Origin of the sequence: Nocardia sp. NPDC127579, from assembly GCF_042672005.1 — a bacterium.
GTDB lineage: Bacteria > Actinomycetota > Actinomycetes > Mycobacteriales > Mycobacteriaceae > Nocardia.
The window spans coordinates 416,262-440,649 of record NZ_JBHXVZ010000006.1; the positions used below are offsets into that span (position 1 = coordinate 416,262).

At 69.6% G+C, this 24,388-nt stretch carries 20 protein-coding genes; 14 read left to right on the forward strand and 6 right to left on the reverse strand.

The window, feature by feature from the left end; genetic code table 11:
* Positions 1-32: 32 nt before the first annotated feature.
* The 4 genes from ACFVMC_RS22475 (at position 33) to ACFVMC_RS22490 (ending at position 4,036) form a co-directional block, all read left to right on the forward strand.
* Positions 33-1,454 carry an MFS transporter gene (locus ACFVMC_RS22475; protein WP_379213085.1) on the forward strand — a complete coding sequence of 474 codons (1,422 nt, stop codon included), beginning with the start codon at positions 33-35 and terminating at the stop codon, positions 1,452-1,454.
* A gap of 173 nt (positions 1,455-1,627) precedes the next feature.
* A complete protein-coding gene (locus ACFVMC_RS22480; RefSeq protein ID WP_379213086.1) occupies positions 1,628-2,266 on the forward strand; it encodes a hypothetical protein in 639 nt (212 codons plus the stop codon).
* On the forward strand, positions 2,259-3,146 hold the full coding sequence (locus ACFVMC_RS22485) for a hypothetical protein (RefSeq protein WP_379213088.1): 888 nt from the start codon (positions 2,259-2,261) through the stop codon (positions 3,144-3,146). The genes ACFVMC_RS22480 and ACFVMC_RS22485 overlap by 8 nt, the downstream gene beginning before the upstream one ends.
* Positions 3,147-3,274: 128 nt before the next feature.
* Entirely contained in the window at positions 3,275-4,036 is a 762-nt protein-coding gene (locus ACFVMC_RS22490) for an SDR family oxidoreductase (RefSeq protein ID WP_379213089.1), read from the forward strand.
* A gap of 48 nt (positions 4,037-4,084) precedes the next feature.
* Here the strand turns inward: ACFVMC_RS22490 and ACFVMC_RS22495 are convergent, their stop codons facing one another.
* Positions 4,085-4,435, reverse strand: a complete 351-nt coding sequence (locus ACFVMC_RS22495) for a VOC family protein (protein WP_379213091.1) — start codon at positions 4,433-4,435, stop codon at positions 4,085-4,087.
* 115 nt (positions 4,436-4,550) lie between these two features.
* Between ACFVMC_RS22495 and ACFVMC_RS22500 the strand changes: the two genes are divergently transcribed.
* Positions 4,551-5,360: a helix-turn-helix domain-containing protein gene (locus tag ACFVMC_RS22500; protein ID WP_379213093.1), complete on the forward strand. Its 810-nt coding sequence runs from the start codon at positions 4,551-4,553 to the stop codon at positions 5,358-5,360.
* A 198-nt stretch (positions 5,361-5,558) separates the two neighbouring features.
* Here ACFVMC_RS22500 and ACFVMC_RS22505 read toward each other — a convergent pair whose 3' ends face one another.
* Positions 5,559-6,968 (reverse strand): aldehyde dehydrogenase family protein, encoded by a 1,410-nt coding sequence (locus tag ACFVMC_RS22505; RefSeq protein WP_379213095.1) that lies wholly within the window; start codon positions 6,966-6,968, stop codon positions 5,559-5,561.
* 50 nt (positions 6,969-7,018) lie between these two features.
* Between ACFVMC_RS22505 and ACFVMC_RS22510 the strand changes: the two genes are divergently transcribed.
* Positions 7,019-7,900: an RNA polymerase sigma-70 factor gene (locus ACFVMC_RS22510; RefSeq protein ID WP_379213097.1), complete on the forward strand. Its 882-nt coding sequence runs from the start codon at positions 7,019-7,021 to the stop codon at positions 7,898-7,900.
* Positions 7,901-7,927: 27 nt separating this feature from the next.
* Here ACFVMC_RS22510 and ACFVMC_RS22515 read toward each other — a convergent pair whose 3' ends face one another.
* Positions 7,928-9,616 carry a hypothetical protein gene (locus ACFVMC_RS22515; protein WP_379213099.1) on the reverse strand — a complete coding sequence of 563 codons (1,689 nt, stop codon included), beginning with the start codon at positions 9,614-9,616 and terminating at the stop codon, positions 7,928-7,930.
* A 320-nt stretch (positions 9,617-9,936) separates the two neighbouring features.
* Here ACFVMC_RS22515 and ACFVMC_RS22520 point away from each other — a divergent pair, with 320 nt between their 5' ends.
* The 4 genes from ACFVMC_RS22520 (at position 9,937) to ACFVMC_RS22535 (ending at position 15,288) form a co-directional block, all read left to right on the forward strand.
* A complete protein-coding gene (locus ACFVMC_RS22520) occupies positions 9,937-10,809 on the forward strand; it encodes a helix-turn-helix transcriptional regulator (RefSeq protein ID WP_379213101.1) in 873 nt (290 codons plus the stop codon).
* Between the two features lie 95 nt (positions 10,810-10,904).
* Positions 10,905-11,051, forward strand: a complete 147-nt coding sequence (locus tag ACFVMC_RS22525; RefSeq protein WP_379213103.1) for a DUF1059 domain-containing protein — start codon at positions 10,905-10,907, stop codon at positions 11,049-11,051.
* A 97-nt stretch (positions 11,052-11,148) separates the two neighbouring features.
* Positions 11,149-11,835: a DNA polymerase beta superfamily protein gene (locus ACFVMC_RS22530; protein WP_379213105.1), complete on the forward strand. Its 687-nt coding sequence runs from the start codon at positions 11,149-11,151 to the stop codon at positions 11,833-11,835.
* A 129-nt stretch (positions 11,836-11,964) separates the two neighbouring features.
* Positions 11,965-15,288, forward strand: a complete 3,324-nt coding sequence (locus ACFVMC_RS22535; RefSeq protein WP_379213107.1) for a hypothetical protein — start codon at positions 11,965-11,967, stop codon at positions 15,286-15,288.
* Between the two features lie 20 nt (positions 15,289-15,308).
* Here the strand turns inward: ACFVMC_RS22535 and ACFVMC_RS22540 are convergent, their stop codons facing one another.
* The 3 genes from ACFVMC_RS22540 to ACFVMC_RS22550 all read right to left on the reverse strand — a co-directional run bounded on the left by ACFVMC_RS22540 (position 15,309) and on the right by ACFVMC_RS22550 (position 17,463).
* On the reverse strand, positions 15,309-16,073 hold the full coding sequence (locus ACFVMC_RS22540) for an alpha/beta fold hydrolase (protein ID WP_379213109.1): 765 nt from the start codon (positions 16,071-16,073) through the stop codon (positions 15,309-15,311).
* Positions 16,074-16,158: 85 nt separating this feature from the next.
* Positions 16,159-16,836, reverse strand: coding sequence for a hypothetical protein (locus tag ACFVMC_RS22545; RefSeq protein ID WP_379213110.1), 678 nt, complete (start codon positions 16,834-16,836; stop codon positions 16,159-16,161).
* Positions 16,837-16,905: 69 nt separating this feature from the next.
* Positions 16,906-17,463 carry a heme-binding protein gene (locus tag ACFVMC_RS22550; RefSeq protein ID WP_379213111.1) on the reverse strand — a complete coding sequence of 186 codons (558 nt, stop codon included), beginning with the start codon at positions 17,461-17,463 and terminating at the stop codon, positions 16,906-16,908.
* 166 nt (positions 17,464-17,629) lie between these two features.
* On the opposite strand from ACFVMC_RS22550, the gene ACFVMC_RS22555 reads away from it, so the two are divergent.
* The 4 genes from ACFVMC_RS22555 (at position 17,630) to ACFVMC_RS22570 (ending at position 24,276) form a co-directional block, all read left to right on the forward strand.
* The gene (locus tag ACFVMC_RS22555; protein WP_379213113.1) at positions 17,630-18,787 is read left to right on the forward strand and encodes a sensor histidine kinase; all 1,158 of its coding nucleotides are present in this window, start codon (positions 17,630-17,632) and stop codon (positions 18,785-18,787) included.
* Positions 18,784-19,413 (forward strand): response regulator, encoded by a 630-nt coding sequence (locus tag ACFVMC_RS22560; protein ID WP_379213115.1) that lies wholly within the window; start codon positions 18,784-18,786, stop codon positions 19,411-19,413. Before ACFVMC_RS22555 ends, ACFVMC_RS22560 begins: the two co-directional genes overlap by 4 nt.
* Before the next feature lie 226 nt (positions 19,414-19,639).
* Positions 19,640-21,889 carry a SulP family inorganic anion transporter gene (locus tag ACFVMC_RS22565; protein WP_379213116.1) on the forward strand — a complete coding sequence of 750 codons (2,250 nt, stop codon included), beginning with the start codon at positions 19,640-19,642 and terminating at the stop codon, positions 21,887-21,889.
* Positions 21,890-22,041: 152 nt separating this feature from the next.
* Entirely contained in the window at positions 22,042-24,276 is a 2,235-nt protein-coding gene (locus ACFVMC_RS22570; RefSeq protein ID WP_379213118.1) for a SulP family inorganic anion transporter, read from the forward strand.
* Positions 24,277-24,388 lie beyond the last annotated feature (112 nt).

Consider the following 24,388-nt stretch of genomic DNA (forward strand, 5'->3'; position numbering starts at 1 on the left):
ATCGGAACACTCTCGAAAGGACGGACACCGAAATGTCTACCCAGAACCCGCCATCCACACGAAAGTGGTTGGCACTGGCGGTCATCGCCGCCGCTCAGTTCATGGTCATCATGGACACCTCGATCATCGGCATCGCATTGCCGAAGATGCAGGCCGAACTCGGCTTCTCCCAGGAGAACCTGACCTGGGTGTTCAACGCCTACGTGGTCGCCTTCGGCGGCCTGCTGCTGCTCGGCGGCCGCCTGTCCGACCTACTCGGCGCCCGCCGCGTCTTCGGCGCGGGATGGGTTGTGCTGCTTGCCGGTTCGGTGCTGGCCGGGGCCGCGGGCAATGTCGCGGTCGAGCTGACCGGCCGCGTCGTGCAGGGCGCGGGCGCGGCACTCGTCGCCCCGTCGGCATTGACCCTGCTCATGATGCTGTTCGGGTCCTCGCCCAAAGAGCTGACCAAGGCGCTCGCGGTGTACGGCGCGGCCGCCCCCGCCGGCGGCACCGCGGGTGTGTTCCTGGGCGGTGTGATCACCGAATACATCAGCTGGCCTTGGGTTTTCTACATCAACGTCCCGATCGCGCTGCTCGCGCTGATCGCCATCCCCGCCCTCATGCCCAGCGCACCCGCCCGCTCCGGCTCGATCGACCTGCTCGGCGCGGTGACCGTCACCGCGGGCCTGGCCGCCGCCGTCTACGGCATCGTCCGCGCACCCGAGGTCGGCTGGGACTCCGGTCAGACCTGGGGCGTGCTCGCCGCCGCGGCCGCCCTGCTCGGCGCGTTCCTACTGGTGCAGACCAGGCACCGCGCACCACTGATGCCGCTGGGCATCTTCCGGGCGCCGAACCTGGCCGCCGCCAACCTCGCACAGCTGCTGCTGGGCGCGGCGTGGGTGCCGATGTGGTTCTTCCTGAACCTGTACCTGCAGCAGGTGCTCGGCTACAGCGCCTTCCCCTCGGGCGCCGCGCTGCTGCCGATGACCACGCTGATCATGCTCGGCATGATCGTGCTGGCGCCGCGCGCCATGCAGCGCTTCGGCGCCGAGCCGATGATCGTCACCGGCCTGCTGGTGCTCGGCGCCGGGCTCGCCCTGCTGTCCTTGGTCCGGCCGACCGGCAACTTCTGGATCGACGTGCTGCCGGCCTCGCTGGTCGCCGCGGGCGGTATGGCGCTGGCCTTCATTCCCTCGCTCGGCACCGCGATCGCCGCGGCCCGGCCGGAGGAGGGCGGCCTGGCCTCGGGCATCGTCAATGTCAGCTACCAGGTCGGTTCCGCGATCGGCCTGGCCGCGATGACCGCGGTGGCCACGGCCTTCGGCGCGGATCAGCTCGGGGACCTGCCCGAACTCACCGACGGCTTCTCGGCGGCGTTCCTGGGCGCGGCGGGCATCGCGGTGGTCGGCGCGGGCGTCGCGGCCGTCACCATGCGCCGCCCGGCGCGGGAGGAGGCGGCACTCGAACAGGTCTGAGTATGCGACTACCGGAAGCGGATGGCCGTGGCAGCGAATGCCACGGCCATCCGTGTGCGTCACACGTGCAAGCCACCGCATGTCCGTAGGACATCCGCGCGCGAAACCGGTATGTGGTGGGGGCCGACGCTGAACAATGAGAGGGCTGTTGGCTGCGGTGAATGGAGTTCGCCATGCGGAGACCGGTGCAGGTTCTGGTCGTGGCCGTTGTGCTCGGTGGGCTGGCCGGGTGCGATACGAGTGCGCCGACGGGGCCCGGTGATCCGGGTGGGCCGGTGATCATGGACACCGCCGAGGCCGGACAGACCAGCGGTACCGGCGACGGAAACGGCGACAACAACGGCACCGGTAACGGTGGGGGTGGCCTGAAGGGGATACCGATCGACTTGGGAGCCCAGCTCTTCGGTGAGGGGATTCCCGTCGAATCCGTGGAATCGACTATGCGAGAACGGATCGCGACCGGATGCGCGGCGGCCGGCCTGGCCACCGACTGTGTGCAGGTCACCCGGCAGATCAAGAACTCGGCACCGACGCCATCGTGCTTCTCGGAGCCGGATGATCCGAAGACCGGCGCTTTCCTGGCCTATGTCGGTATGAGCGCGGATCTGCCCTCGGCCGGTGACACGCACAAGGCGACCCTGAACTCGGGGGAGACGCTGGTGATCTACGCGAAGATGTGCGAACCCGACGAGGTCGTGGCGACGGATACGCCGCCGACCACCACGACCACCACCAATATCGGGCCGAGTACACCGTTGCGGTCGACGACGACCACCGGTGCCGTCGCTCCCACCACCACGACCGATGGCTGAGCAACCGGCCCGGCCCGGCACCGGGTCCTCGCTGAGCGACCTGTCGCAATGGGCGCAGCTGGTGGCGCAGTTCGTCGCGCCCGCCACCCTGCTGGCGGGCCTGCTCTACTACTGGGGCTTCTTCCATGCGAAGGGCTTCTGCGCCTATTTCGGCGTCGATTCGACCTCCCTGGGCCTGACCACCACCGATTACGTGATGCGCAGTGCCGACGGGCTTTTCATCCCGCTGGCGACGGTCGCCGTGGTTGCCCTGGCCCTCGCCTGGGGTCCGGTCGCGCTGCCGACTCGGCTGCGCGGCCGCCCGCGTCCGCGGTGGCTGACGCTGTCCGCGACCGCGCTGGGCCTCCTCTTGCTCTTGAACGGCTTGTCCCAGTTGTGGTTTCAGACTCCGCTCAACCGCGGTGTCGGAGTCGCGCCGTTCTGTCTGGTCGCCGGCCTGCTGCTGCTGTGGAATGTGGTCCGTGCGCGCCGCATCCAGCTGGGCGCCGCCACCGATCCGGTCGAGTGGGGCCTGATCTTCCTGCTGGTCGGCGGCAGTTTCTTCTGGGGCGCCACCGCCTATTCGCTGGAGGTGGGCAAGGGCCGCGCCGCCCGGATCGAGCAGACCCTGGCCAATGCCGCGACGCTCACCCTCTACACCGAGAAGTCGATCGACCTCGGCGTGGCCGGGGTCCGCCGAACAGCCTGTACCGAACCCGAATCCGCCTATCGCTACCGCTACGACGGGCTGGTGCTGGTGCTGACCACCGCCGACACGTATCTGATCCTGCCGCGCACCTGGACCTACCGCCGGGGTACCGCGATCGTCCTGCCCCGCACCGGCACCGGCGCGCTGCGCACCGAGTTCACCCGATCCCCCGCCGCCGCACCCGCCTGCTGACCGCGTGGGTGGGTCTGGCAGACCGAGGTCGAAGGGTGCCCGTTTCGAGGGTCCGAGGGGTGCTGTTTCGGCGTTGTATCGAGTGCGTGGCCGATCCGGTCACCACAGATACCGAGGAGAACATCCCCATGACTCAGACTCTTATCGGCCGCGTCGCCGTGGTGACCGGAGCGTCCAGCGGCATCGGCGAAGCGACCGCGAAGCAGCTGGCCGCCGCCGGGGCGAAGGTGGCCGTGCTCGCCCGCCGGGCCGACCGGCTCGAGCGATTGGTGAAGGAGATCGAGCAGGCCGGCGGCACGGCGCTGGCGCTGCCGGTGGACGTCACCGACACCGCGGCGCCGGTCGCGGCGGCGGCACAGGTCGCCACCGAATTCGGCGGCGCCGACCTGCTTTTCAACAATGCCGGAGTGATGTTGCCCGCTCCGGCCGCGGAGCTGGCGGTCCAGCAGTGGCAGCAGCAGATCGACCTGAACATCTCCGGCCTGATGAACGCGATCGGGGCGTTCCTGCCGCAGCTGATCGCGTCGGCGGCGGAGAAGGGCGTGGCCGATCTGATCAACACCTCCTCGATCGCGGCGCAGAACATCTTTCCGAGCTTCGCGGTCTATTCGGGTACGAAAGCCTATGTGACGCATCTGTCGCGGACGCTGCGCGCCGAGCTCGGGGCCAAGGATGTGCGGGTCTCGGTGATCGAACCGGGCATCGTCGGCACCGAGTTGCAGGAGCACGTCACCGACCCGGGTGCGCTGCAATGGCTGGCCGACGCCAAGGAGACGATCACCTGGCTGCATCCGGAGGATGTCGCGCAGACCGTCGGATTCCTGGCCGCGCAGCCCGCGCGGGTCAACCTGCAGCAGGTCACGATCATGCCGACGCGGCAGGCGGCATGATCGTCCGGCTCGGCCCCACCCGCGAAAGCCGGTGGGGCCGAGCCGTGCTCACGCCGCCAGGCAGAACGGATGTCCCTCGGGGTCCAGGAGCACCACCCACTGTCCGGCCCCGGGCTGGAAATCCGGTTTGGTCGCGCCGAGCGCGAGCAGTTCCGCGACGGCGCGCTCGGGGTCCGCGACGGTGAAGTCGAGGTGCAGGTGCTTGGCGCCCTCGGGCCACCGCCCCGCCTGGTAGCCCTCGACCCGGGCGAAGGCCAGGCTCGGCCCGGTGCCGAGGGACGCGAAATCGTCGTCGCTGTCGGTGAGTTCCCAGCCGGTGGCCTTCTGGTAGAACGCGGCGAGCGCGACCGGGTCGGCGCAGTCGATGACGATGGTGCTCAGGTGGTCGAGAACGGGCATGACGGGCTCCTCGAATCGGGGATGGACACGGTGAGCCTCTCCCGGCCGATCCCGTCGGGTCTTGAACATTCTTGCGGCGGCCGACTTGTCGGACCCGCGGCGTACGGTGCGAAGCATGCTCTGTGCGGAACGCGTCGCCGCCCGGCCCGAGTTCGAGATCAGCGCGGTCGCCTGCCGCAGCGACCACACCCGCTGGTCCGCGCCCGAGCTGTGCGGCTCCTATCGCGTGGTCCTGGTGCGGCGCGGGCGTTTTCGCCGGCGCGCGGCCGGGCCGCCGGTGGATCTGGACCCGAGCCTGGGCTACCTCGCGGCCCCGGGCGAGGAGGAGAGTTTCGCCCATCCCCACGGCGGTGACCAGTGCACCTCGATCAGCGTCACCGCCGCGCTCTGGCACTCGCTGGCCGGGGATCGGCCCGCGCCCGGCCCGGTGTATGTCGATCCCGCCCTGGATCTGGCGCACCGGCGCGTGCTCGCGGCCGCCCGCTCCGCCGATGTCGACTACGCCACCGCCGAGCAACTTCTGACGCTGCTGGCGGCGGCCGTCGCCCGCGCGACCACCGGCCCGTCGCCCGCCGTCGCCACCGGATCCGACCGGGCCGTCGTCGCGGCGGCCCGCGCCGCGATCGTCGCCGATCACCCCGCCGCCACCACTCTGTTCGCCCTCGCCGAACTCCTCGAGGTCTCCCCGTACCGCCTCAGCCGCGCCTTCCCCCGCGAACTCGGCGTCTCGATCACCCACTACCGCCACCGCGTCCGCCTGGGCCGTGCCCTGGACCGCCTCGAAAACGGCGAACCCAGCCTCAGCGCGCTGGCCGCCGACCTCGGCTACGCCGACCAGGCCCACCTCACCCGCACCTTCCGCCGCCACCTCGGCCACACTCCGAATACCCTGCGCCGCCTACTGACCCGGATCGACCGAGCCTGAACCGCTGGCTCCCACCACAACCAGTGCGCACCAAAACCCCTGTGAAGCCGACTCACAGCGGTTTCCGCGACATCGCACACCCGACTGCGTGTGCGCTGTGCCCCAACTCCCTGTGACGTCGACGAGAGCCCATGGCTGGGTACGCCGGGCTCGAGCGGTGTAGGAGGTATGGCGTATCGCCGGCCCGCATCCAGGGAATCAGCGCTTGCCGTCGATCCGGCGGAGTAGATCCCACGGGTTGGCGTCGCGGAGGGCCGGGGGCAGGAGGGCGTCGGGGAATTCTTGCCAGGCGACGGGACGGAGGACGCGGTCGATGGCGGCGGGGCCCATGGAGGTAGTGGTGGTGGCGGGGTAGGGGCCGCCGTGCTGCTGGGCCCAGGTGAGGGTGATGCCGGTGGGCCAGCCGTTCCAGACCAGGCGACCGGCCAGGCGGGTCAGGGTGGGGAGGAGAGGGCGGATGGTGTCGTATTCGGTGTCTTCGGCGTGGATGGTGGCGGTGAGAGCGGGTTCGAGGGCCGCGAGGACCCGGTGGATCGATGTGGTGTCGGTGTATTCGACGATGAGGGAGGAGGGTCCGAAGCACTCGGTGCGCAATTGTGGTGCGGCCGCGACGAATTCGTCGGCGGTCACCCGCAGCAAGGTCGGTTCGACGGTGTCGGCCACCGCGTCGGGCGCGGAGATCACCTCGGTCGCGGGATCGTCACGCAGACCGGCCAGAGTCGCGTGATAGCCCTCGGCGATTCGGTCGTCGAGCATCGGCTGCCCGTGCGTCGCGGCCACCGCGGCTCGCAGTGTGCCGGTCAGGCCGTGCCCCTCCGGGAGCAGCAGCAGACCGGGTTTGGTGCAGAACTGCCCGGCGCCCAGGGTGAACGACGAGACATACCCGGCGGCGATCTCGGGGCCACGGGCCCGCACCGCCCCGGGGGTGACCAGCACCGGATTGAGGCTGCCCAGTTCACCGTAGAACGGGATCGGCCGCGGCCGCGCGGCGGCGATATCGAACAGTGCGCGTCCACCGGCCACCGAACCGGTGAACGACGCCGCGGCGATCTCCTCGTGGCGCAACGCCGCGACACCGGCTTCGGTCTCGCAGATCACCGCGACGATGTTCGGCGGTGCGCCGGCCCAGGTGAGCGCGTCGACCAGGATCTCGCCGGTGCGCACCGACAGTTCCGGATGTCCGGGGTGCGCCTTCACCACCACCGGGCATCCGGCCGCCAACGCGGCCGCGGTGTCGTGCCCGGCGACGCTGAGCGCGAACGGGAAGTTGCCGGCCGCGAACACCAGCACCGGACCGATCGGCACCACCATGCGCCGCAGGTCCGGGCGCGCACCCATCTCCCAGTGCGGATCGGCGTGATCGACCGTGGCGCACAGGAATTCGCCGTCGGTGAGCGTGTGCCCGAACAATCGCAGCTGGAACGCGGTCCGATCGAGCTCCGCGTGCAGGCGCGGCAATTCGGGCAACCGTGTTTCCCGCGCGGCCAGCGGAACCAACTCCCCGGCGGCGTGCTCGAGCGCGGAGGCGGCCGCGCGCAACCACGCGGCCCGCTCCACCGTAACGGCGACGCCGGCGGCGGCAGCGCGGCCACGGTGGTTGTGACCCATGACACCTCGTCGACCTGTCACAGAACGGGGCCGGGCGGCATCTAGTGTCTGTGTCAGAGTTCAGAGATCCCGCCACCGAAACCTTCGTGACCCACCGCAACCTGCTGTTCACCGTCGCCTACGAGATGCTGGGCTCGGCCGCGGACGCGGAGGACGTGCTCCAGGAGACCTGGCTGCGCTGGGCGGGCGTCGATGTGGAATCGGTGCGCGAGCAGCGGGCGTACCTCGTGCGGATCACCACCCGCCAGGCGCTCATGCGGTTGCGCACGCTGGGCCGGCGCAAGGAGTCCTATGTCGGCCCGTGGCTGCCCGAACCGCTGCTGACCGCGCCGGACGTGGCCGAGGACGTCGAACTGGCGGAGAGCCTGTCCATGGCGATGCTGTTGGTGCTGGAAACGCTGACGCCGACCGAGCGGGCGGTGTTCGTCCTGCGCGAAGTATTCGACCTGGACTACGACGAGATCGCCGAGGCGGTCGAGAAGAGCCCGGCGGCGGTGCGTCAGATCGCCCACCGCGCCCGCTCGCATGTCGCCGCGCGACGCCCGCGCGGCGCGGCGTCTCCGGCCGAGGCGCGGGCGGCGCTGGCGGCTTTCCAGCGGGCGGTGCGGACCGGCGATCTGCAAGCGCTGCTGGACATTCTCGCGCCCGAGGTCGTCTTCCTCGGTGACGGCGGCGGCGTCAAACAGGCTGCGCTGCAACCGATTATCGGCGCCGAGGCGATCGCCGACGTACTGCTGCACGGTGTCGCGGCCACTGCGGACCTGGCCCCGGCACAGGTCAACGGCTACCCGGCGCTGCTGCTGCGGATCGATGGCGAGATCGACACGGTCGTCGCGGTCCGCCTCGAGGCCGGTCGGATCACCGGGTTGTACGCGGTGCGCAATCCGGCGAAGCTGTCGCGAATGGAGCACGAGACGTCCCTGCACCGCTGAACACGCCGAGTAAGGCGGCGACCTGCGTCACGGTTGATTCGTCTCGTCGCAGCAACCGGTCTGGGCCGCAGCAGCCGCAGTGGTATCACCACTGTGACAGCTCACCGCGGTGAGGCGGCAGAAGCAGGACGCCTCGATCGGAATATCGGCATAGGCGACCGCCATGTCGAGTTGCTGACCGATTATGGCGGCCTCGGCAGTGCGTCCCAATTCGAGCAGGCATTCATGAAAGCCGTGCAGGCTCCACACGTTGCCGGGATGTTGTTGCGACCGCGGCAGGCTGTCATCCAGGCCGAGGTCCGCGCGGTAGACCTCGGCCGCTTCCTCGATGCGTCCCTGTTCCATCAACAACGCCGCGTAGGCGTGCCGCGTGGGCTGCATCCATCCCCACGGCTCGTCGTAGGGAAGATTGTCATCGAGGGCGATCGCGCGCTCCAGCGCAGCAAATGCTATGTCGTAGTTGCCTTTTCGATACTCGAGTTCCCCTTCGAGCATGGCTTCGGCGACGGCGAGGATGTCACGGCAGGTGTTGTTGAACAAGGTCCGTGACGGCAGCACCCGCGCGTAGGCGGCCGCGAACTCGGCTTGTTCACGTTCGGCCTCGAGGACCTGGTTCGTTGCCGAATAGGCGACGCCCTTCGCGTAGTGCAGCATCGCGGTAGTGACGCAATAGAGCTCGGGATCCGCGGGCAGCGGTTCGTCGATGATGTCCTGCCATCGCCCGAATCGGATCAGCGCATGGGCCTTGGCCGACAAGAAGCCCTCGAGCCAGTCCGCCATCGGCGGAACCGCGACGCGCAACAGGTCCTCGGGGATGGAGGCGCTCAACCGTTCCGCGGTTTCGATCGCAACAGCGGAACGGCCGAGGAACATGGCGCCGTAGATCTTGAAGTGGTAGTCGTGGCTCCGGTACAGCGTGTAGAAGTTCATCGGACCCTCACGGTCGAGGTACTTCTCGTCGGCGGCCACGGCATCGGCGTTGGCTGCGACCACCCGGCGGTAGTCGCCGCACAACACGTCGAGGTGGCTGGGCATGTGATGCAGATGCCCGGCATCGGGTACCAGCCCACGCAGGTGATCGGCGATGGTCAGCGCCTGTTCGGGAGTACCCGACATCTCCATGAGATGGATGTACATGTGCAGCATCCCGGGATGCTCCAGCGCGCCCGGAAGCGTCAGCGCGTGGTCGAGCACGGCCTTGGCCTCCACGGTCGCGGCTCCCGGCGCGGGTTCTCCGGTACGCAGATCCCACAGCTGCCAGGGCGTCAGGTTCATCAGCGCGTCCGCGAACAAGGTGGCGACGTCCAGATCGTCGGGGAACCGTGCGTACACATCACGCATCCGATCGGCGTAGTCGACATTCCAAACCGAGCAGTCCGCTGCCGAGGCGACACGTGCGACGGGAAAGCGCGCCTCGAGTGCCTCGATCAGTGCTTGTTCCACCGGAGACGCCGAGCCGATGTGCTTGCGCGCGTTCCCCATCGCACGATGGGTCTTCTCGACGGTCGTGGTGAGGTCTTCCTCGTCGAAGAACTCCCACGGCTTGTTGTAGTTGGGGCCGAGCGCGTAGGCGATCCCCCAATAAGCGATGGCGCAATTCGAATCCACGGCAACGGCCCGTTCGAAGCACGCTGCCGATGCTTCGTGATTGAAGGCGTACGACCAGACGAGGCCCCGATCGAACCAGATCTGAGCGTCCTCGGATGGTGTCGACACCAACCGGCTGTATCGACCGAGATCGTAGTACGACACCAGCACATCCCTTCCGGATTCTCCGACACAGGGCTTGGACCCCGGAAGTTGGGCACGGGGTTTGTGATCACGCGGTTCGGGCCATGCTATCGGCTGCGTGAACGGATTCGTAGTCGGTGGTGCTGAACGAGGTTGAACCGGTGGCGGTGACCCGACCTGTGGATCGGCCGAGCCACCGCCTGCCCGGCGGCCGTGTGCCTGCGGGGGCACACACCGGTCTCGGTAGGTCCCGTGGACCCACCTTCGGTGACCCCAGGGGGTGGTGGGCTTGGCACACTGGAGAGGTGGAGAACAACGCCGAGCTGAAGGAGTTCCTGCGCAGCAGACGCGCGCGGTTGAACGTGGACGACATGCCGATCGGGGGAACCGGGGGCGTGCGGCGAGTGCCTGGTTTGCGGCGGGAGGAAGTCGCTCGGCTGGCCGGGGTCAGCGTGGATTACTACAGCCGGTTGGAGCAGGGCCGCGATCTGAATGTGTCCGACGAGGTGCTCGACGCGGTCGCTCGCGCGCTCCGGCTCGACGATACCGAGCGGTCGTATCTGTTCCAGGTGGCGCGGGCGCATCCGCGGCGGGCGCGGCGGCGGTCGCCGGCGCGGGTGCAGCGGGTGCGGCCCGGGATCCGGCGGATGCTGGAGACGCTCGACGATGTGACGCCCGCGTTCGTGTTCGGGCGGCGCATGGACATTCTCGCCGCCAACCGGCTGGCCCGCGCCCTGATCACCGACTTCGAGGCGCTGCCGCCCCGGGAGCGGAACCTGATGCGCTTCACGTTCCTGAACGAATCCGCGCGCGAGCTGTTCCTGGATTGGGAGGAGATCGCCCGCGACAATGTGGGTGTGCTGCGCCTGGACGCCGGCCGCCACCCCGACGATCCACTCCTGGCCGAACTGGTCGGTGAGCTGTCGATCAAGAGCCCGGAATTCCGGGGCTGGTGGGCCGACCACAATGTCCGTGAACGCAGCTTCGGCACCAAGCGCTACCACCACCCGCTGGTCGGCGACCTGGCCGTGGAGTACGAAAGCCTCACGCTGTCCGGCGATCCGGATCAGACCCTGTGCGTCTACACAGCCGCGGCGGGCTCGGCCTCGGAAGCGTCGCTGCGCCTGCTCGCGAGTTGGACCGGATCCTCGGTAGCCGAGGGGTCGGCGTCGGTGTAGTGCGGCCTCGGACACCCATCGCGGACGGTCGGGGGCCGGTGTCCGTGCGCGTCGCGCGGCCCACGCCTAGACTTCCGGGCGAAAGGAGGGCCCTGATGAAGCGAAACCTGAACTGTCCCTGCGGGGAAGCGATCGTCGGTGTCGACGAGGATGATCTGGTCGAGAAGACCCGGAAGCATCTGGCCGACAACCATCCCGGTCATGATTATTCGCGCGACGAAATCCTGTTCATCGCCTACTGATTCGGTGCGGGTGGGGCCCTGGCGCGCCACCCGCGAAAATCGGTTGCCCGGCCGGAGTGTCGCTGTGAGGCTGGAGGCGACATGAAGGGGGAGCCGGATGACGGATCTGCTGTTGGAAGGTGTCGTCGGGTCGCATGCCTACGGGCTCGATACGCCGGCCAGCGATATCGACTATCTCGGGGTGTACGTCGAACCGACGCGGACCTTCCTGGGTTTGCATCCGCCGACCCGGGATCGGGGCACCCGGCAGGGGCGTGACGGCGCGGATGCCACCTATCACGAGGTGGGTAAGGCGATGGCGCTGATCCTGTCCTGCAATCCGACCGCCACCGAAGTGCTGTGGCTCGACAAATACACTGTCGCTACCGATTTCGGTATGGAGCTGGTCGGGTTGCGATCGAGTTTCCTCTCGGCCGCGCGCGTGCGCGACGCCTACTTCGGCTACGCGATGGCCCAGTTCCGCAGGATGCTGCATCGCCGGGAGCACGAGGGCCTGGCGGATCCTCGGCTGGCCAAGCACGCCAGGCACACGATGCGGCTGCTGTGGCAGGGATATCAGCTGTACACCACGGGCTTTCTGCCGATCCGGCTGCCGGATCCCGCGCCGTACTTCGAGTTCGGTCGCCGGCTGAGCACCGAGGCCGGCGCGGACGTCGCCAAGGCTTTGATCGCCGAGTACGAGCAGAAGTTCGACACCGCGACGACGGCGCTGCCGCGGCGGGCCGACGAAGCACCGCTGGAGGATTTCCTCCAGCGGGTCCGGCGCGCGCACCTGGACAGTTGAACAGCGTTTGTCGGGCCCGGGACGTTCGGGCATACTGTGCCGCATGACGACACGTGGAAAGGGCGTCCAGCGCCCGGGCCGTTGAGCCCCCAGCCGGTCCTCGAACCGGCCTCCGTTCTGCTCGATCGCGTGGAATCCCTGCCGTATCCGCAGCGCATGGGTGCGCTGGCGCGGCATGCCCGCGCCCATGCCGCGCATCCCGGATTCCCCGCATTCCTGACCGATCTCGCCGCCGACGGGGCCTACGGCCGGCGCACGGCACTGCATCTGGCGATGGCCGCGCGCGACCTGGACTATGTCGCGCGGGTGCTCGCCGGGCCCGAACCCGCGCTGCGCCGGGCCGCGTTACGCGCCGTGCGTACCCTGCCCGTACCCGACGAAGCGATTCCGCCCGTGCTGTCGGAGGCATCGACCGAACTGCGAATCGCGGTGTACCGCACCATCGTTCATGCTCGGCGCGCCGAGCTCGCGGATGGTCTGCTGGCGCGGGTGCACGCGAACTGGGGCGCAGGGGAAGCCGCGCGGCTGCTCGCGGCGTGCTCGCCGGTCGTTGTGGCGCAATGGCTTCCGGTGCTCATGCATGCCGTCACGGCATGGAAGCCGCTGGCTCGGCGCCACCCGCAGGCCGTATTGCGCTGCCTGGACTCGGAATTGGCGTCCGGGCGTCGGTGGGCCGTCTGGCGCAGGCATATCGCCGCGGTGTGCGTCATCGCCGAGTTCGAACCCGGACCGGTCCTGGACCTGCTGGAACGACACGATCTGGGCAACTGGGCGGCTCGCCTGCCGGACGTGGTGCTGGGCCGGCTGTTCCGGGCCGATCCACGCCGTGCGGCCCCGCTGCTGCTGCGCGGTGTCTCGCGCCGCGTCATGCGGCGGATGCGCCGCTCCGGCAACCCGTTCCCGGTTCCGCTGTCGAACTGGTACGCCGCTCTGCCCGACGACGAACTCGTGCGGCACGGAACCCGGTTCGGTGCGGCGAACCTGCTGTCCGCCTTGCCGATCCAGCGCCGCCGCGAGATCTACCCGCGGCTCGTCATCGGTGAGCACGAGGCGCTGCGTCTGCTGCATCTGCTGCCGGATGACCTGGCCGAGCAGCTGGCCCGCCGCCTGCGCGACTGGCTCGCCGCCGGCTGGCATTCCGCACGCGCCCATCTCGACGACCCGAAGCTCACCCTGCGGATCACTTCCTTCCTCCCCTTCCCCGAAGCCGAACCCGCCCTGCGCACCGCCGCTTTCGCCGGCGACCCCCGCCACCGCGAGGTCGCCCGCACCCTGCTGCTGTCCGCTGCCCACCGCACCGGCGACCGCGCCGCGACGACCACCCTGCTCGGCGAACTCGTCACCCGCCTGCGCAACGACCGCGACCCCGCCCGCGCCGCCTTCCTGGAGGGTCTCGTCGACCTGCGCCTCGACCCACACTGGACACCACATCTGACCGAGCTCACCGATACCGTCCTGCGCTCCCGCGACACCTCCGAACGCACCCGCGACGCCCTGCGCACCCTCGCCGACCGCGCCCTGAATGCCTCACCTGCACATCCCTCCCGGTCGCCCGGCCGCGATGCAGCGTCGGCTGACCGAGCCCAGCGGACCGAACCTGCCCGTTCCGCCGGGGCGCCCCACGGCCCAGCGGCATCGTCGGACCGAGGCCCGAGTGCCGCGCCCGCGCACCCGGAGTCGGATACCGGTGTGGCACTGGGAGACTGGGCGCTGCGGACGTACGGTCGTTTGATCGACCGGTACGGGGGTGACGCGCTGGCGCACCCCGCCGATGCGGGCCGGGTACCGCTGTTGGAGCGGGTGTTGCGGCGCGGGCAGGAGCGGGAGCTGTTCGATCTGCTGGAGCGGGCGCGTGATCACCGCACCACGGTGATATTGGCCCGAGCCCTCGGAGCCCGGGTGCGGCTGCTGCCGGAGCTGCTGGCGGAACTGCGGCAGACGGTGCTCGCCGGTTCCGGCGAGTGGGCCGGCTCGGCGGCGTCGATCCTGTTGCGGCACAGTGCCGATCGGGAAACCGAAGTGGCGGCGCTGGTGGGTGAGATGCCCGCCGCACTGCGATTGGCTGCGGTGTGGCGGCTGGTCGCCACACGCCGGACCGAGCTGTTGACCGCCGATCCGGACCTGCTGGCCGCACGCGAGGTGGAGCCGGGCATGCCCGGGCGGTGGACGGATGCGCAGCGCGAATCCGTCGGCCGCGTGCTGCGTGCGATCGCGGCCGACCGCGCGGCCGCCTCCGAGGAAAGGCTGCGGGCGTTGCGGGGGCTCAGCCGGATACCGTTCCACAACGCCGATCTCGTCGCGCACGCCCTCGGCGGTGAACCCGTCCTGGCGGATGCCGCGCTGGAGGCGCTGAGCCGATATCCCCGGGTGTTGCCCCGTCTGCTGCTGCGGGTGCCCGGGCCGGTCGCGCTGGCCACCGCGGCGCAGCTGTGCCGTATCAGCCGGCCGACTCCGCTGCGCGAGCATCTGGAACGGGCGCTGTTCGAAGGTCGCGTCGGAGCGCGGAAACTCGCGGCCCGGCAACTGGTTTCGCAGCGGGTTCCCGAAGCCGCCGACCTGCTGCTGCGCGCCTGGGCGGATCCGGATCTGCACCCGGATGCGCGGGTGGCGGTGGCCGTCGCGCTGAGCCGGTTGCCCGAGCATCCCGGTGCCCGTGCGGTACTCGCGGAGATCCCGGGCCGCTACCCCACGGAGGTGATGATCCGGACCCTGTTGCAGGTCACCCCGGAGATGTACCCGCCCGAGCACCGGTCCGTGTTCGCCGATCTGGCCTACGAGCTGCTGGCCGCCACCGACCTGCCTGGCGTCCGGTTCCGTGCCGCGAAGGCGTTCGCGGCGTGGGCGCCCTGGTTCCAGCGTGGCACCGGGGTGATCGTCGAGGGCGCCGTCACCGGCGGCGATGCCGAAATGACCGTGTTCCGAGCGGTAGTGCACAACGGTGTGATCCGTGACGAAGCCCTGACGGTGCTGCGCCGTTTGCTGGCCGCGGGCAACCACGCGCGCGCCCGGGAGGTCGCCGAAATTCTCGACGCCGGCGGGGGAATCCAGACCTGGCGACGCGGTGTGGCCCGGGCGGCCGCGGAACTGCTGCTCGACCACCCGACGCACCTCATCCAAGGCGTCCGCATGCTGACCAGCCTGCTTCCGATGGGCGAATCCGACTCCGACACACTCGCTTTCGAGCTCAACCTGCTGGCCGACCGGCTCACGCCCGTGGCCGCCACCCGCATCGTCGACTCGGCGCACGCGCTGTTCCGCTGGAGCAACGACGGAGTGAGCGTCCTGCCCGCCATCCGTACCCTCATCGCCCGTGACGACCTCACCGGCGGCATCCTGGCTCTCGGATTGGTCGAGAAGCGCACGCTCACAACGGAGCAGCGGACCGCGCTGCTCGAACAGCTGCGATCGTCCCGGCTGCCCGAATTGCGTCAGCTGGCGTGGGATGTGCGGTGAGCTCGGAGACCCGTGTTGATTCAGCTGGTGCCGGAACGGTTTTCGGCGGCAGCCAGGAACTCGCTCAGCACGGCGTCGAACCCGGGTGCGCGCGCAACGGCGTGCCCCGCCCCGGGCAGGTGGGCTCGGCGTGCCCCGAGCCGCGCGGCCACGGCATCGCACAGCTGCTCCATATCCGGATCGTGCGCGCCGGAGATGACCAGCGCCGGGATCTCCGCGGCCGCGATCACCTCCCAGCGCGGGTCGGCTTCCCGGGGCGAACGCAGTGAGCGCCACAGGGCAGCCGAGGCGCGGATATCGGGACGCGCGGCCTGCTCGGGTGTCAGGCCCGCCAGGGCGAGGAACTCGTGTTCGGCCGGTAGGTCGTTCGCGTCCGCGGCGAACCGTTCGGCGATGGTCATCAGGCGTCGCGCGGATTCACCTCCGGCCTGCCACAGCGGCGTCTCGATCAGCGTCAGTGAGCGCACCAGGTCGGGCCGGGTGGTGGCGGCCAGGCACGCGCCCAGGCCGCCGTAGGAGTAGCCGACCAGGTGCGCGCCGCCCGGGATCTCGGTGAGCAGCGCGGTCAGATCGACCGCGTCCACCAGGAAGTCCTGTCGCGGCGCGGGCGGGCTCGGCGCATAGCCGCGGCGGCTCGGAATGATCAGCGACCATTCGGATTCGAGGTCGCGACGGCGGCCCCAGGTCACTTCGGCGGACAACCCGCCGTGCACGAGGACGACGGGTGGGCCGGTGCCCGCCCGTCGGATGTACAGGGGCGCGGTGTCGAGCCGGGCTTCGTCCATGGTTCCTCCCGGTTCGAACCCTAGGCCCGAATGGACGGCGCCGGCTGGTGGAATCGATCACAGACCGGAAATGCGCTGGCCTGGTTCAGTTCTGGCAGGCCACCCAGGTCGCCGCGGGGTTGCAGTGGGCGGGGCAGGCGAAGAGGTAGACCTCGTTGCCGAGGAACAGGCCGTCGTCGAGCCCCTCGAAGCCGTCCTCGTCGTCCTCCAGTTCGGGGCGGGCGAATTCGGAGAAGGTGAAACCCTCGTCGATCTGGCCCAGGAACGCGAGATCGGCCCCGCAGGCACAGCGATAGTGTTCGGCGCGCTGGAGCCAGACGGGCGCGCCGCCGATCGTGAAGGCCTGCGGCACGCCCCCGGGGTCAGCAACGATATCGCGATCCGCCGACCGCAGTGCGAGGCGGCGCGGCAGGAAGTAGGGGTCGGCCTCGGGGTGCGGAGCGCCGTTTCGTTGCAGCAGGATTCGCCAGAAGACCGAATCGCTGCCGGGCGGCTGGTCCCAATACCGCTCGGGCAGTTGACTCTCGGCGGAATAGGAGATGTCACTCTCGCGCGGACAGTAGAAGACCAGCAGCTGATCCCCGCCGAAATACGGTATGTCGGCGGGGATCTCGAGCTGGAAGTGCAGGGCCATACGGGTGCCGCAGCCGCATTCGGGCCACTGCTGCCCGGGGTCCAGCATCGGCCAGCCGCCGATCGTATCGCGATCGCCGGACCGGCCGGCCGCTGTCGTGATATCGACCAGATAGGTCTTGTCCGTCACCTTCGATTCCTCTCCCCGCGGTACCGGGCGAGCGTACCGGCGGGGTCGGACATCCCGGTGCGCGCAGGGTCAGCGGGCCAGTTCGGCCGCGCCCGCGCGGGCGAATTCCTCGTCCAGGTCACCGCTGGGCGCACCGGCGACACCGATGCCGGCGATGGGCGCGTTGCTCGCGGTGACGGGGACGCCGCCGCCGAGGAACAGGGTGCCGGGGATATCGGCGAGGTGCGGGGCGGAGGCGAGCCGCTTGGCCAGCTCGGAGGTCGGCGCGTTCCACGAGACGGCCGTGAACGCCTTGCGCTCGGCGGACTCGTAGGACTGCGGGCCCGCGCCGTCGCCGCGCAGGGTGAGGATGGTGTTGCCGTCGCGGTCGACCACGGCGACGCTCACCCGCTGGTTCTTCGCCGCGGCGGCGTCGAGCACGGCTTCGGCGGCGCGGGTGGCGGCGTCGATGGACAGGTGGGTGGTCTGGCGCAGGTTGGCGGGCGCGGATTCGGCGGCCAGGGCGACCTGGGCGGTGGCGGGTGTGTCGGAGCCGGTCAGGTCGACGGCCACGGCGCCCGCGCCGACGGCGGCGAGTACGGCGGCGCCGGTGATGAGTCCGGTCAGGGTGCGGCGGGAGGTGGCCATGATGATTCCTTGCTGTGGGGGGTGGTTTGTTGCTGCTTCGATCCTGCTGCGGGAACGGGGCCCGGCGGATCGGCGAGGCGGGCCGATGTCGGCGGTGACCCGGGTGATGCCGGTGTCGTCCGATCGGTTGATCCGCGCGGGCGCGGGGCCGGGCAGAATGAGGCGCATGACCGACAGCAGGGCGGTGGACGGGGACCGGATTCTGGGCGTGATCATGCACGTCGCGTTCCTGTTGCTGGTCGCCGCGTCGCTGGCGCGATTCCTGCTGCGCCACCCCGAGTCGGCCCGGACCCCCGCGATCGTGATCCTGTCGATCGCGGTGGCGGCCGTGTACGCGCTCGGGGCGCGCCGCGGCCGGGTCCTCTGGCTGGCGCTGGTGGTGTCGCTGTGGATCGTGCTGGTGGCGTTGGCCCCGAGTTATGCCTGGTGCGCGGTGCCGCTGCTGTACACGGGGCTGCGGATTCTGCCGACGCGAACCGCGCTGATCCTGGTCGCGGTGCTCACCGCGTTCGTCGCGGGCGCGCAGCTGCGGCTGGCCGGATGGGCGGATCCGGCGGTGCTGGTCATGCTGCCGACGGTGGTCGTGCTGGCCACCGCGGTCTTCGTGTACATGCGGCGCCAGTCCGAGCAGCAGCGGATCCTGATCGAGGACCTGATCCGCACGCGCCGTGAGCTGGCCGCCACCGAGCGCCGCGAGGGCACGCTGGCCGAGCGCGAGCGCCTGGCCATGGAGATCCACGACACGCTCGCGCAGGGCCTGTCGAGCCAGCGGATGCTGCTGCAGGCCGCGGACCGGATCTGGGACGCCGATCCGGTCCGCGCGCACGACCATGTGCGTTCGGCGGAGTCGATCGCCGAGCAGAACCTCACGGAGGCAAGGCAATTCGTGCGGGATCTGGCTCCGGCGGATCTCGCGGCGAACGGCTCGCTGCCGGCCGCGCTCGAGGCTCTCGCGCGGCGAGAGAGCACAGAGACGCTCACGGTGCGCTGTCATGTCGACGGTGAACTGCCGTTGCTGCCGGACCGGGTGGCCGCGACCCTGCTGCGAATCGCGCAGGGCGCGCTGGCGAATGTGCGTGAGCACGCCGAGGCCTGTACCGCGACGGTGACGCTGACCGGTCTCGGCACCCAGGTCGCGCTCGATATCGCCGATGACGGCCGCGGCTTCGACGCCGCGGCACCGCTGCCCGAAACCGGTGGCCGCGGTTACGGACTCGCGGCCATCCGGGCACGTTTGCAGCAGTTCGGCGGTGCGCTCACCGTCGAATCCACGCCGGGCGAGGGAACGGTGCTCTCCGCGGCCATCCCGTTGGGAGAATCATGAATTCGACTGTGCGCGTGCTCGTCTGTGACGACCACGCGGTGGTGCGGGCCGGTCTGCTCGCGTTGCTGTCCAGTGCATCGGATATCGAGGTGATCGGCGAGGCGGGCACCGGCGAGGAGGCGGTCGCGCTCACGGCGCGCCTGTCGCCCGATGTGGTGCTGATGGATCTGCAACTCGGTCCCGGCATCGACGGCATCGAGGCCACCCGCCGAATCGCGGACGCCGGCGCGGGCGCGCACGTCCTGGTGCTCACCACCTACGACACCGACGCCGATATCTCGCGCGCCATCGCCGCGGGCGCGACCGGATATCTGCTCAAAGCCGAACGTCCCGAGGAACTCTTCGCCGCGATCCGGGCGGCGGCCGCGGGCCGACCGGCGCTCTCCCCGCCGGTTGCCCAGCGGGTGATGGCCCGGATGCGAAACCCGTTGCCCACCTTGACCGCTCGGGAACTGGACATTCTTGCACAGCTCGCCCACGGTCACGGCAATCGCGAAATCGCTCGCGCGCTGCATATCAGCGAGTCCACGGTCAAAACCCATCTGGGGCGGGTCTACGAGAAGCTCGGTGTCGATACCCGGGCGGCCGCGGTGGCCGTGGCCAAGGAGCAGCGCCTGCTCGGCTGAGGTGACAGCCGATTCCCCGCCCGGGTATTCTTGTGTGACTGCGGTCACATTTTGGTAGCGATTCCCGGTTCTGGCGGTGAAAACCCTTTTCATTCGCTTTGCGTAGTCTTTACTATCAGCGCGGTCCTCCGCATAACCGGGTAGTTGCTCGACCCGAGTGTTTCGATGCCAGTACATGTTCGCCCGATGAACCGAATCCGGTGCGCCGGTTCGGCGAAGGAGAATGATGTCCACCGACACCGATTCCGCACCACGGATGTTGCCCCGCTCCACCACTGTCGAACTGCTACGCGGTGGGTTGCGTCACGATCTACCCGCCTCCCTGGTGGTTTTCCTTGTCGCCCTTCCTCTTTCGCTGGGCATCGCGGTAGCCAGCGGCGCTCCCGTCGCGGCCGGTCTGGTCGCGGCCGTGGTCGGCGGTGTCGTCGGCGGCCTGCTCGGCGGATCGGCGCTGCAGGTCAGTGGCCCGGCCGCGGGCCTGACCGTCGTGGTCGCCAGCACGATCAGCCAGTTCGGCTGGGCCGCAACCTGTTTCATCACAGCCGCGGCCGGGGTACTGCAGGTGGTGTTCGGCCTCAGCCGGATCGCGCGCGCTGCGCTGGGTATCACGCCGGTGGTGGTGCACGCGATGCTGGCCGGGATCGGCATCACCATCGCTCTGCAACAACTCCATGTGTTGTTGGGCGGCGCCTCCTACAGCTCGGCGTGGCGCAATGTCGCCGAATTGCCCGGCCAGCTGATCCACTGGCACGGTCCCGCGGTGCTGATCGGCGTCACGGCGATCGCGATCACGCTCGGCTGGAAGTATTTGCCCGCGCGGGTGCGAGCAGTACCCGGCCCATTGGTGGCGGTGGCCGTCGCGACGGTGCTTTCACTCGCCCTGCCGGTCGAGGTCGAGCGAGTTCCCCTGGGTAGCGGGCTCTTCGACGAGATCGCGCTGCCACAGGTGCCGCAAGGCGACTGGTTCGCGGTCGCGGTCACCGTCTTGACGGTCGCGCTGATCGCGAGTGTGCAGAGCCTGCTGACGGCTGTCGCGGTGGACAAGATGCACAGCGGCGAGCGCACCGATTTCGATCGCGAGCTGCTCGGCCAAGGGTCGGCGAATGTGGTCTCCGGCCTGCTCGGTGGGTTGCCGGTGGCGGGGGTGATCGTGCGCAGCGCGGCCAATGTGCAAGCGGGAGCGCGCACCCGGGCCGCCTCGGTGCTGCACGGCCTGTGGATACTCGTCTTCGCGGTGGCCCTGGTCGGTCTGGTCCGGCAGATTCCGACCGCCGCGCTGGCAGGCCTGCTCATCGTGGTCGGCATCCAACTCGTGAAGCTCGCCCACATCAAACTCGCGCATCGGTCCCGGGATCTGGTCGTCTACCTGGGCACGGTGCTCGCGGTGGTGTTCTTGAACCTGCTCGAGGGCGTGCTGATCGGACTCGGGCTGGCCTTCGGCCTGCTGCTGTGGCGCGTGGTGCGCGCGCACATCGAGGCGAAACCCTTGCCCGGCAGCGACTTCGGTCCGACCTGGCTGGTCACCATCGAGGGCAGCTGCTCGTTCGTCTGCCTGCCGAAACTGTCGCAGGAGCTGGCGAAGGTGCCCGCGGGCGCGCTGGTCCGGTTCGAGATGAGCGTCGACTTCCTCGACCACGCCGCCTACGAGACCATCGACGAGTGGGTGCGCAGACACCGAAGTGCCGGCGGCGCCGTGGAATTCGTGGAGCTCGGCCCGGTGCGCATGGCGGCCGCGCTGTCGGGGCCGCCGACTCGCGAGCCCACCCGCAAGGCGGTCGAGGAGCTGATCGGCCCGTGGCGGCGCACGGCGAACCGGGTGGATCCGGTGGTGGCGGGCATCTCGGCCTATCACCGCGGGCACGCGCATCTGCTGCGCCCGCACCTGGACGGGCTGCGCAATCACGGCGAGGCCGACACCTTCTTCCTCACCTGCGCCGATGCCCGGATCGTGCCGAACGTCATCACCCACAGCGGCCCCGGTGACCTGTTCACCGTGCGCAATGTCGGCAATCTGGTGCCGGGCGGGCACGACGTGTCGGTGGAGGCCGCGCTGATCTATGCGCTGGAGAAGCTGGATGTGCGCAGTGTGGTGGTGTGCGGGCATTCCGGCTGCGGCGCGATGGACGCGCTGCTGCACGCGGTGCAGGCCGGGCCGGAGCTGGGGGATTGGCTGGCGCACGCCCGAGGCAGCCTGGCCCGCTTCCGGCTCGGGCATCCGGTGGCGGAGGCGGCGGCGCGGGCCGGGTTCTCCGAGGTGGATCAGTTGGGGATGGTGAATGTGGCCTTGCAGGTGGAGACCTTGCACGCGCATCCGGCGGTGGCTCGCGGGGTGCAGGAGCGCGGAGTCGCGGTACGTGGCCTGTTCTTCGATATCCAGACCGCGCGCGTGATCGAGGTGACCGGTGCGGGCATCGCCGAATTCGAGGAGGACATACCGAGTCCGGCTGCGGCGGAACCGGTTCGGCTATCCCTGTGAGGACCCTCACAAGCCGGCGCGCCTATGCTTCCAGCCACTGGGAAGCTACTTCTTAGCCTTTGCTAAGTCTTTACTAATACCCTTGGGCGGATTTACTTGCTGGCCCAACGGCGCGTCGGCGACCCCTCACACGCACTGGACCTGGAGGAGCCTTGGCTGTCGAGATCGACCCAGCCCCACCTGTGCCCGGATCTGCAACGGGCACGATCACACAACGTCTGAACTTCCTTATGCGCCATGACCTTCCGGCCTCGATCGTGGTCTTCCTGGTAGCGCTACCCCTGTCCCTCGGTATCGCCGTCGCCTCCGGCGCGCCCGTCGCCGCGGGCCTGATCGCCGCGGTGATCGGCGGTATCGTCGCCGGGCTGCTCGGCGGCTCGGTGCTCCAGGTCAGCGGCCCCGCCGCCGGCCTGACCGTCGTCGTTGCCGAATCGATCAGCAAATTCGGCTGGGGGACAACGGGTTTCATCGTAGTCGCGGCGGGCGTGCTGCAGATCATATTCGGTCTGAGCAGAATCGCGCGCGCTGCGCTGGCCGTCGCTCCGGTGGTGGTGCACGCGATGCTGGCCGGGATCGGCATCACCATCGCGTTGCAGCAGATCCACGTGCTGCTCGGCGGATCTTCGCGCAGCTCGGCCTGGAACAATATCGTCGAACTACCCGGTCAACTGCTGAATCTGCACGGCGGCGACGTCTTCGTCGGCGGCGTGGTGATCGCGATCATGCTCGGCTGGCGCTTCGTGCCCGGGCGGATCCGGGTCGTGCCCGGCCCGCTGGTCGCGGTCGTGGTGGCGACCGTGCTGTCGCTGCTACTGCCCACCGGCGCCGAGCGAATCGTGTTGAACGGCTCGCTCTTCGACGCCATCGGCCTGCCGGAGATCCCGTCCGGCGGCTGGTCCGCCATCGCGCTCATGGTCCTGACCATCGCGCTGATCGCCAGCGTGGAGAGTCTGCTCTCGGCGGTTGCGGTCGACAAGATGCACACCGGGCCGCGCACCGACTTCGACCGCGAACTCATCGGCCAGGGTTCGGCGAACGTGCTCTCCGGCCTGATCGGCGGCCTGCCGATCACCGGCGTGATCGTACGCAGCGCCACCAATGTGCAGGCCGGCGCCCGCAGCCGGGCGTCGAGTGTGCTGCACGGTGTGTGGATCCTGCTGTTCTCGGTCGCGCTGGCCGGGCTGGTGCAGCAGATTCCGCTGGCCGCGCTGGCCGGTCTGCTCATCGTGATCGGCATGCAACTGGTCAAACTGGCGCACATCCGGCTCGCGCGGCGCACCGGCGACCTGCTGGTCTATGCCGTCACCATCGGCGGCGTGGTGTTCCTGAACCTGCTCGAGGGTGTGATCATCGGCCTGGCACTGGCTTTCGGCCTGCTGCTGTGGCGGGTGGTGCGCGTCGACATCATCGCCCGTCAGATCCCCGCCTCCCAGCGCTGGCTGGTCACCATCGACGGCTCCTGCACCTTCCTGGCCCTGCCGAAGCTGTCGGCGGAGTTGTCGAACGTGCCCACCGACGCCGACGTGACGGTCGAGATGACCGTCGACTTCCTCGACCACGCCGCCACCGACGCGCTCTCGGACTGGGTGCGCCAGCAGGAAAGCAACGGCGGCAGTGTGGAATTCGTGGAGATCGGCAGCGCGCGCATGGCCGACGCGGCCACCAGCCCGCCCGCGCGTGGCTTCGGGCGCGCACTCGTCGATCAAGCGCTGAGCCCGTGGCGGCGCGACGATCGGCCCAGCGATCCGATCGCCGCCGGAGTCGCGGCCTACCACCGCGGCCATGCCCACGTGGTGCGCCCGCACCTGGACGAACTGCGCGACCGCCAGGACCCGCACTCGTTCTTCCTGGCCTGCGCGGACTCGCGGGTGGTGCCGAACGTGATCACCAACAGCGGCCCCGGTGACCTGTTCACCGTCCGCAATGTCGGCAATCTGGTGCCGGTCGAGGGCGACACTTCGGTGGAGGCCGCGCTCACCTTCGCGCTGGAGCAGCTCGATGTCCGGTCGGTCGTGGTGTGCGGGCACTCCTCCTGCGGGGCCATGTCGGCGCTGCATCGCGGTGAGCACGAGCGCCTGTCCGGCACCGGGATCGGGGCCTGGCTGGCGCACGCCCAGCCCAGCCTGGACCGGTTCCGGCTCGGGCATCCGGTCGCGCTCGCCGCTGAAGCGGCCGGTTTCGGTGCGGTCGATCAGCTGAGCATGGTCAATATCGCCGTCCAGCTCGAGACGCTGCACCGGCATCCGGCGGTGCGCGCCGCGATCGCCGCGCGCGGTATCACGGTGTCGGGTTTGTTCTTCGACATCGCGACCGCGCGGGTGGTCGAGGTGACGGTCGACGGGCTGGCGCATATCGAGGATCGTCCGGCCACACCGGAACTGGTCTGATCGTCGCGGGGGCCCCCCCCCGGGGGGGGGGGGGGGGGGCGGCGGCGCCCCGAGGGGGAGAAACCCACCCGGGGGGGGGGCCCGCAGTTGGGGGTGGGTGTGAGGATCGGGA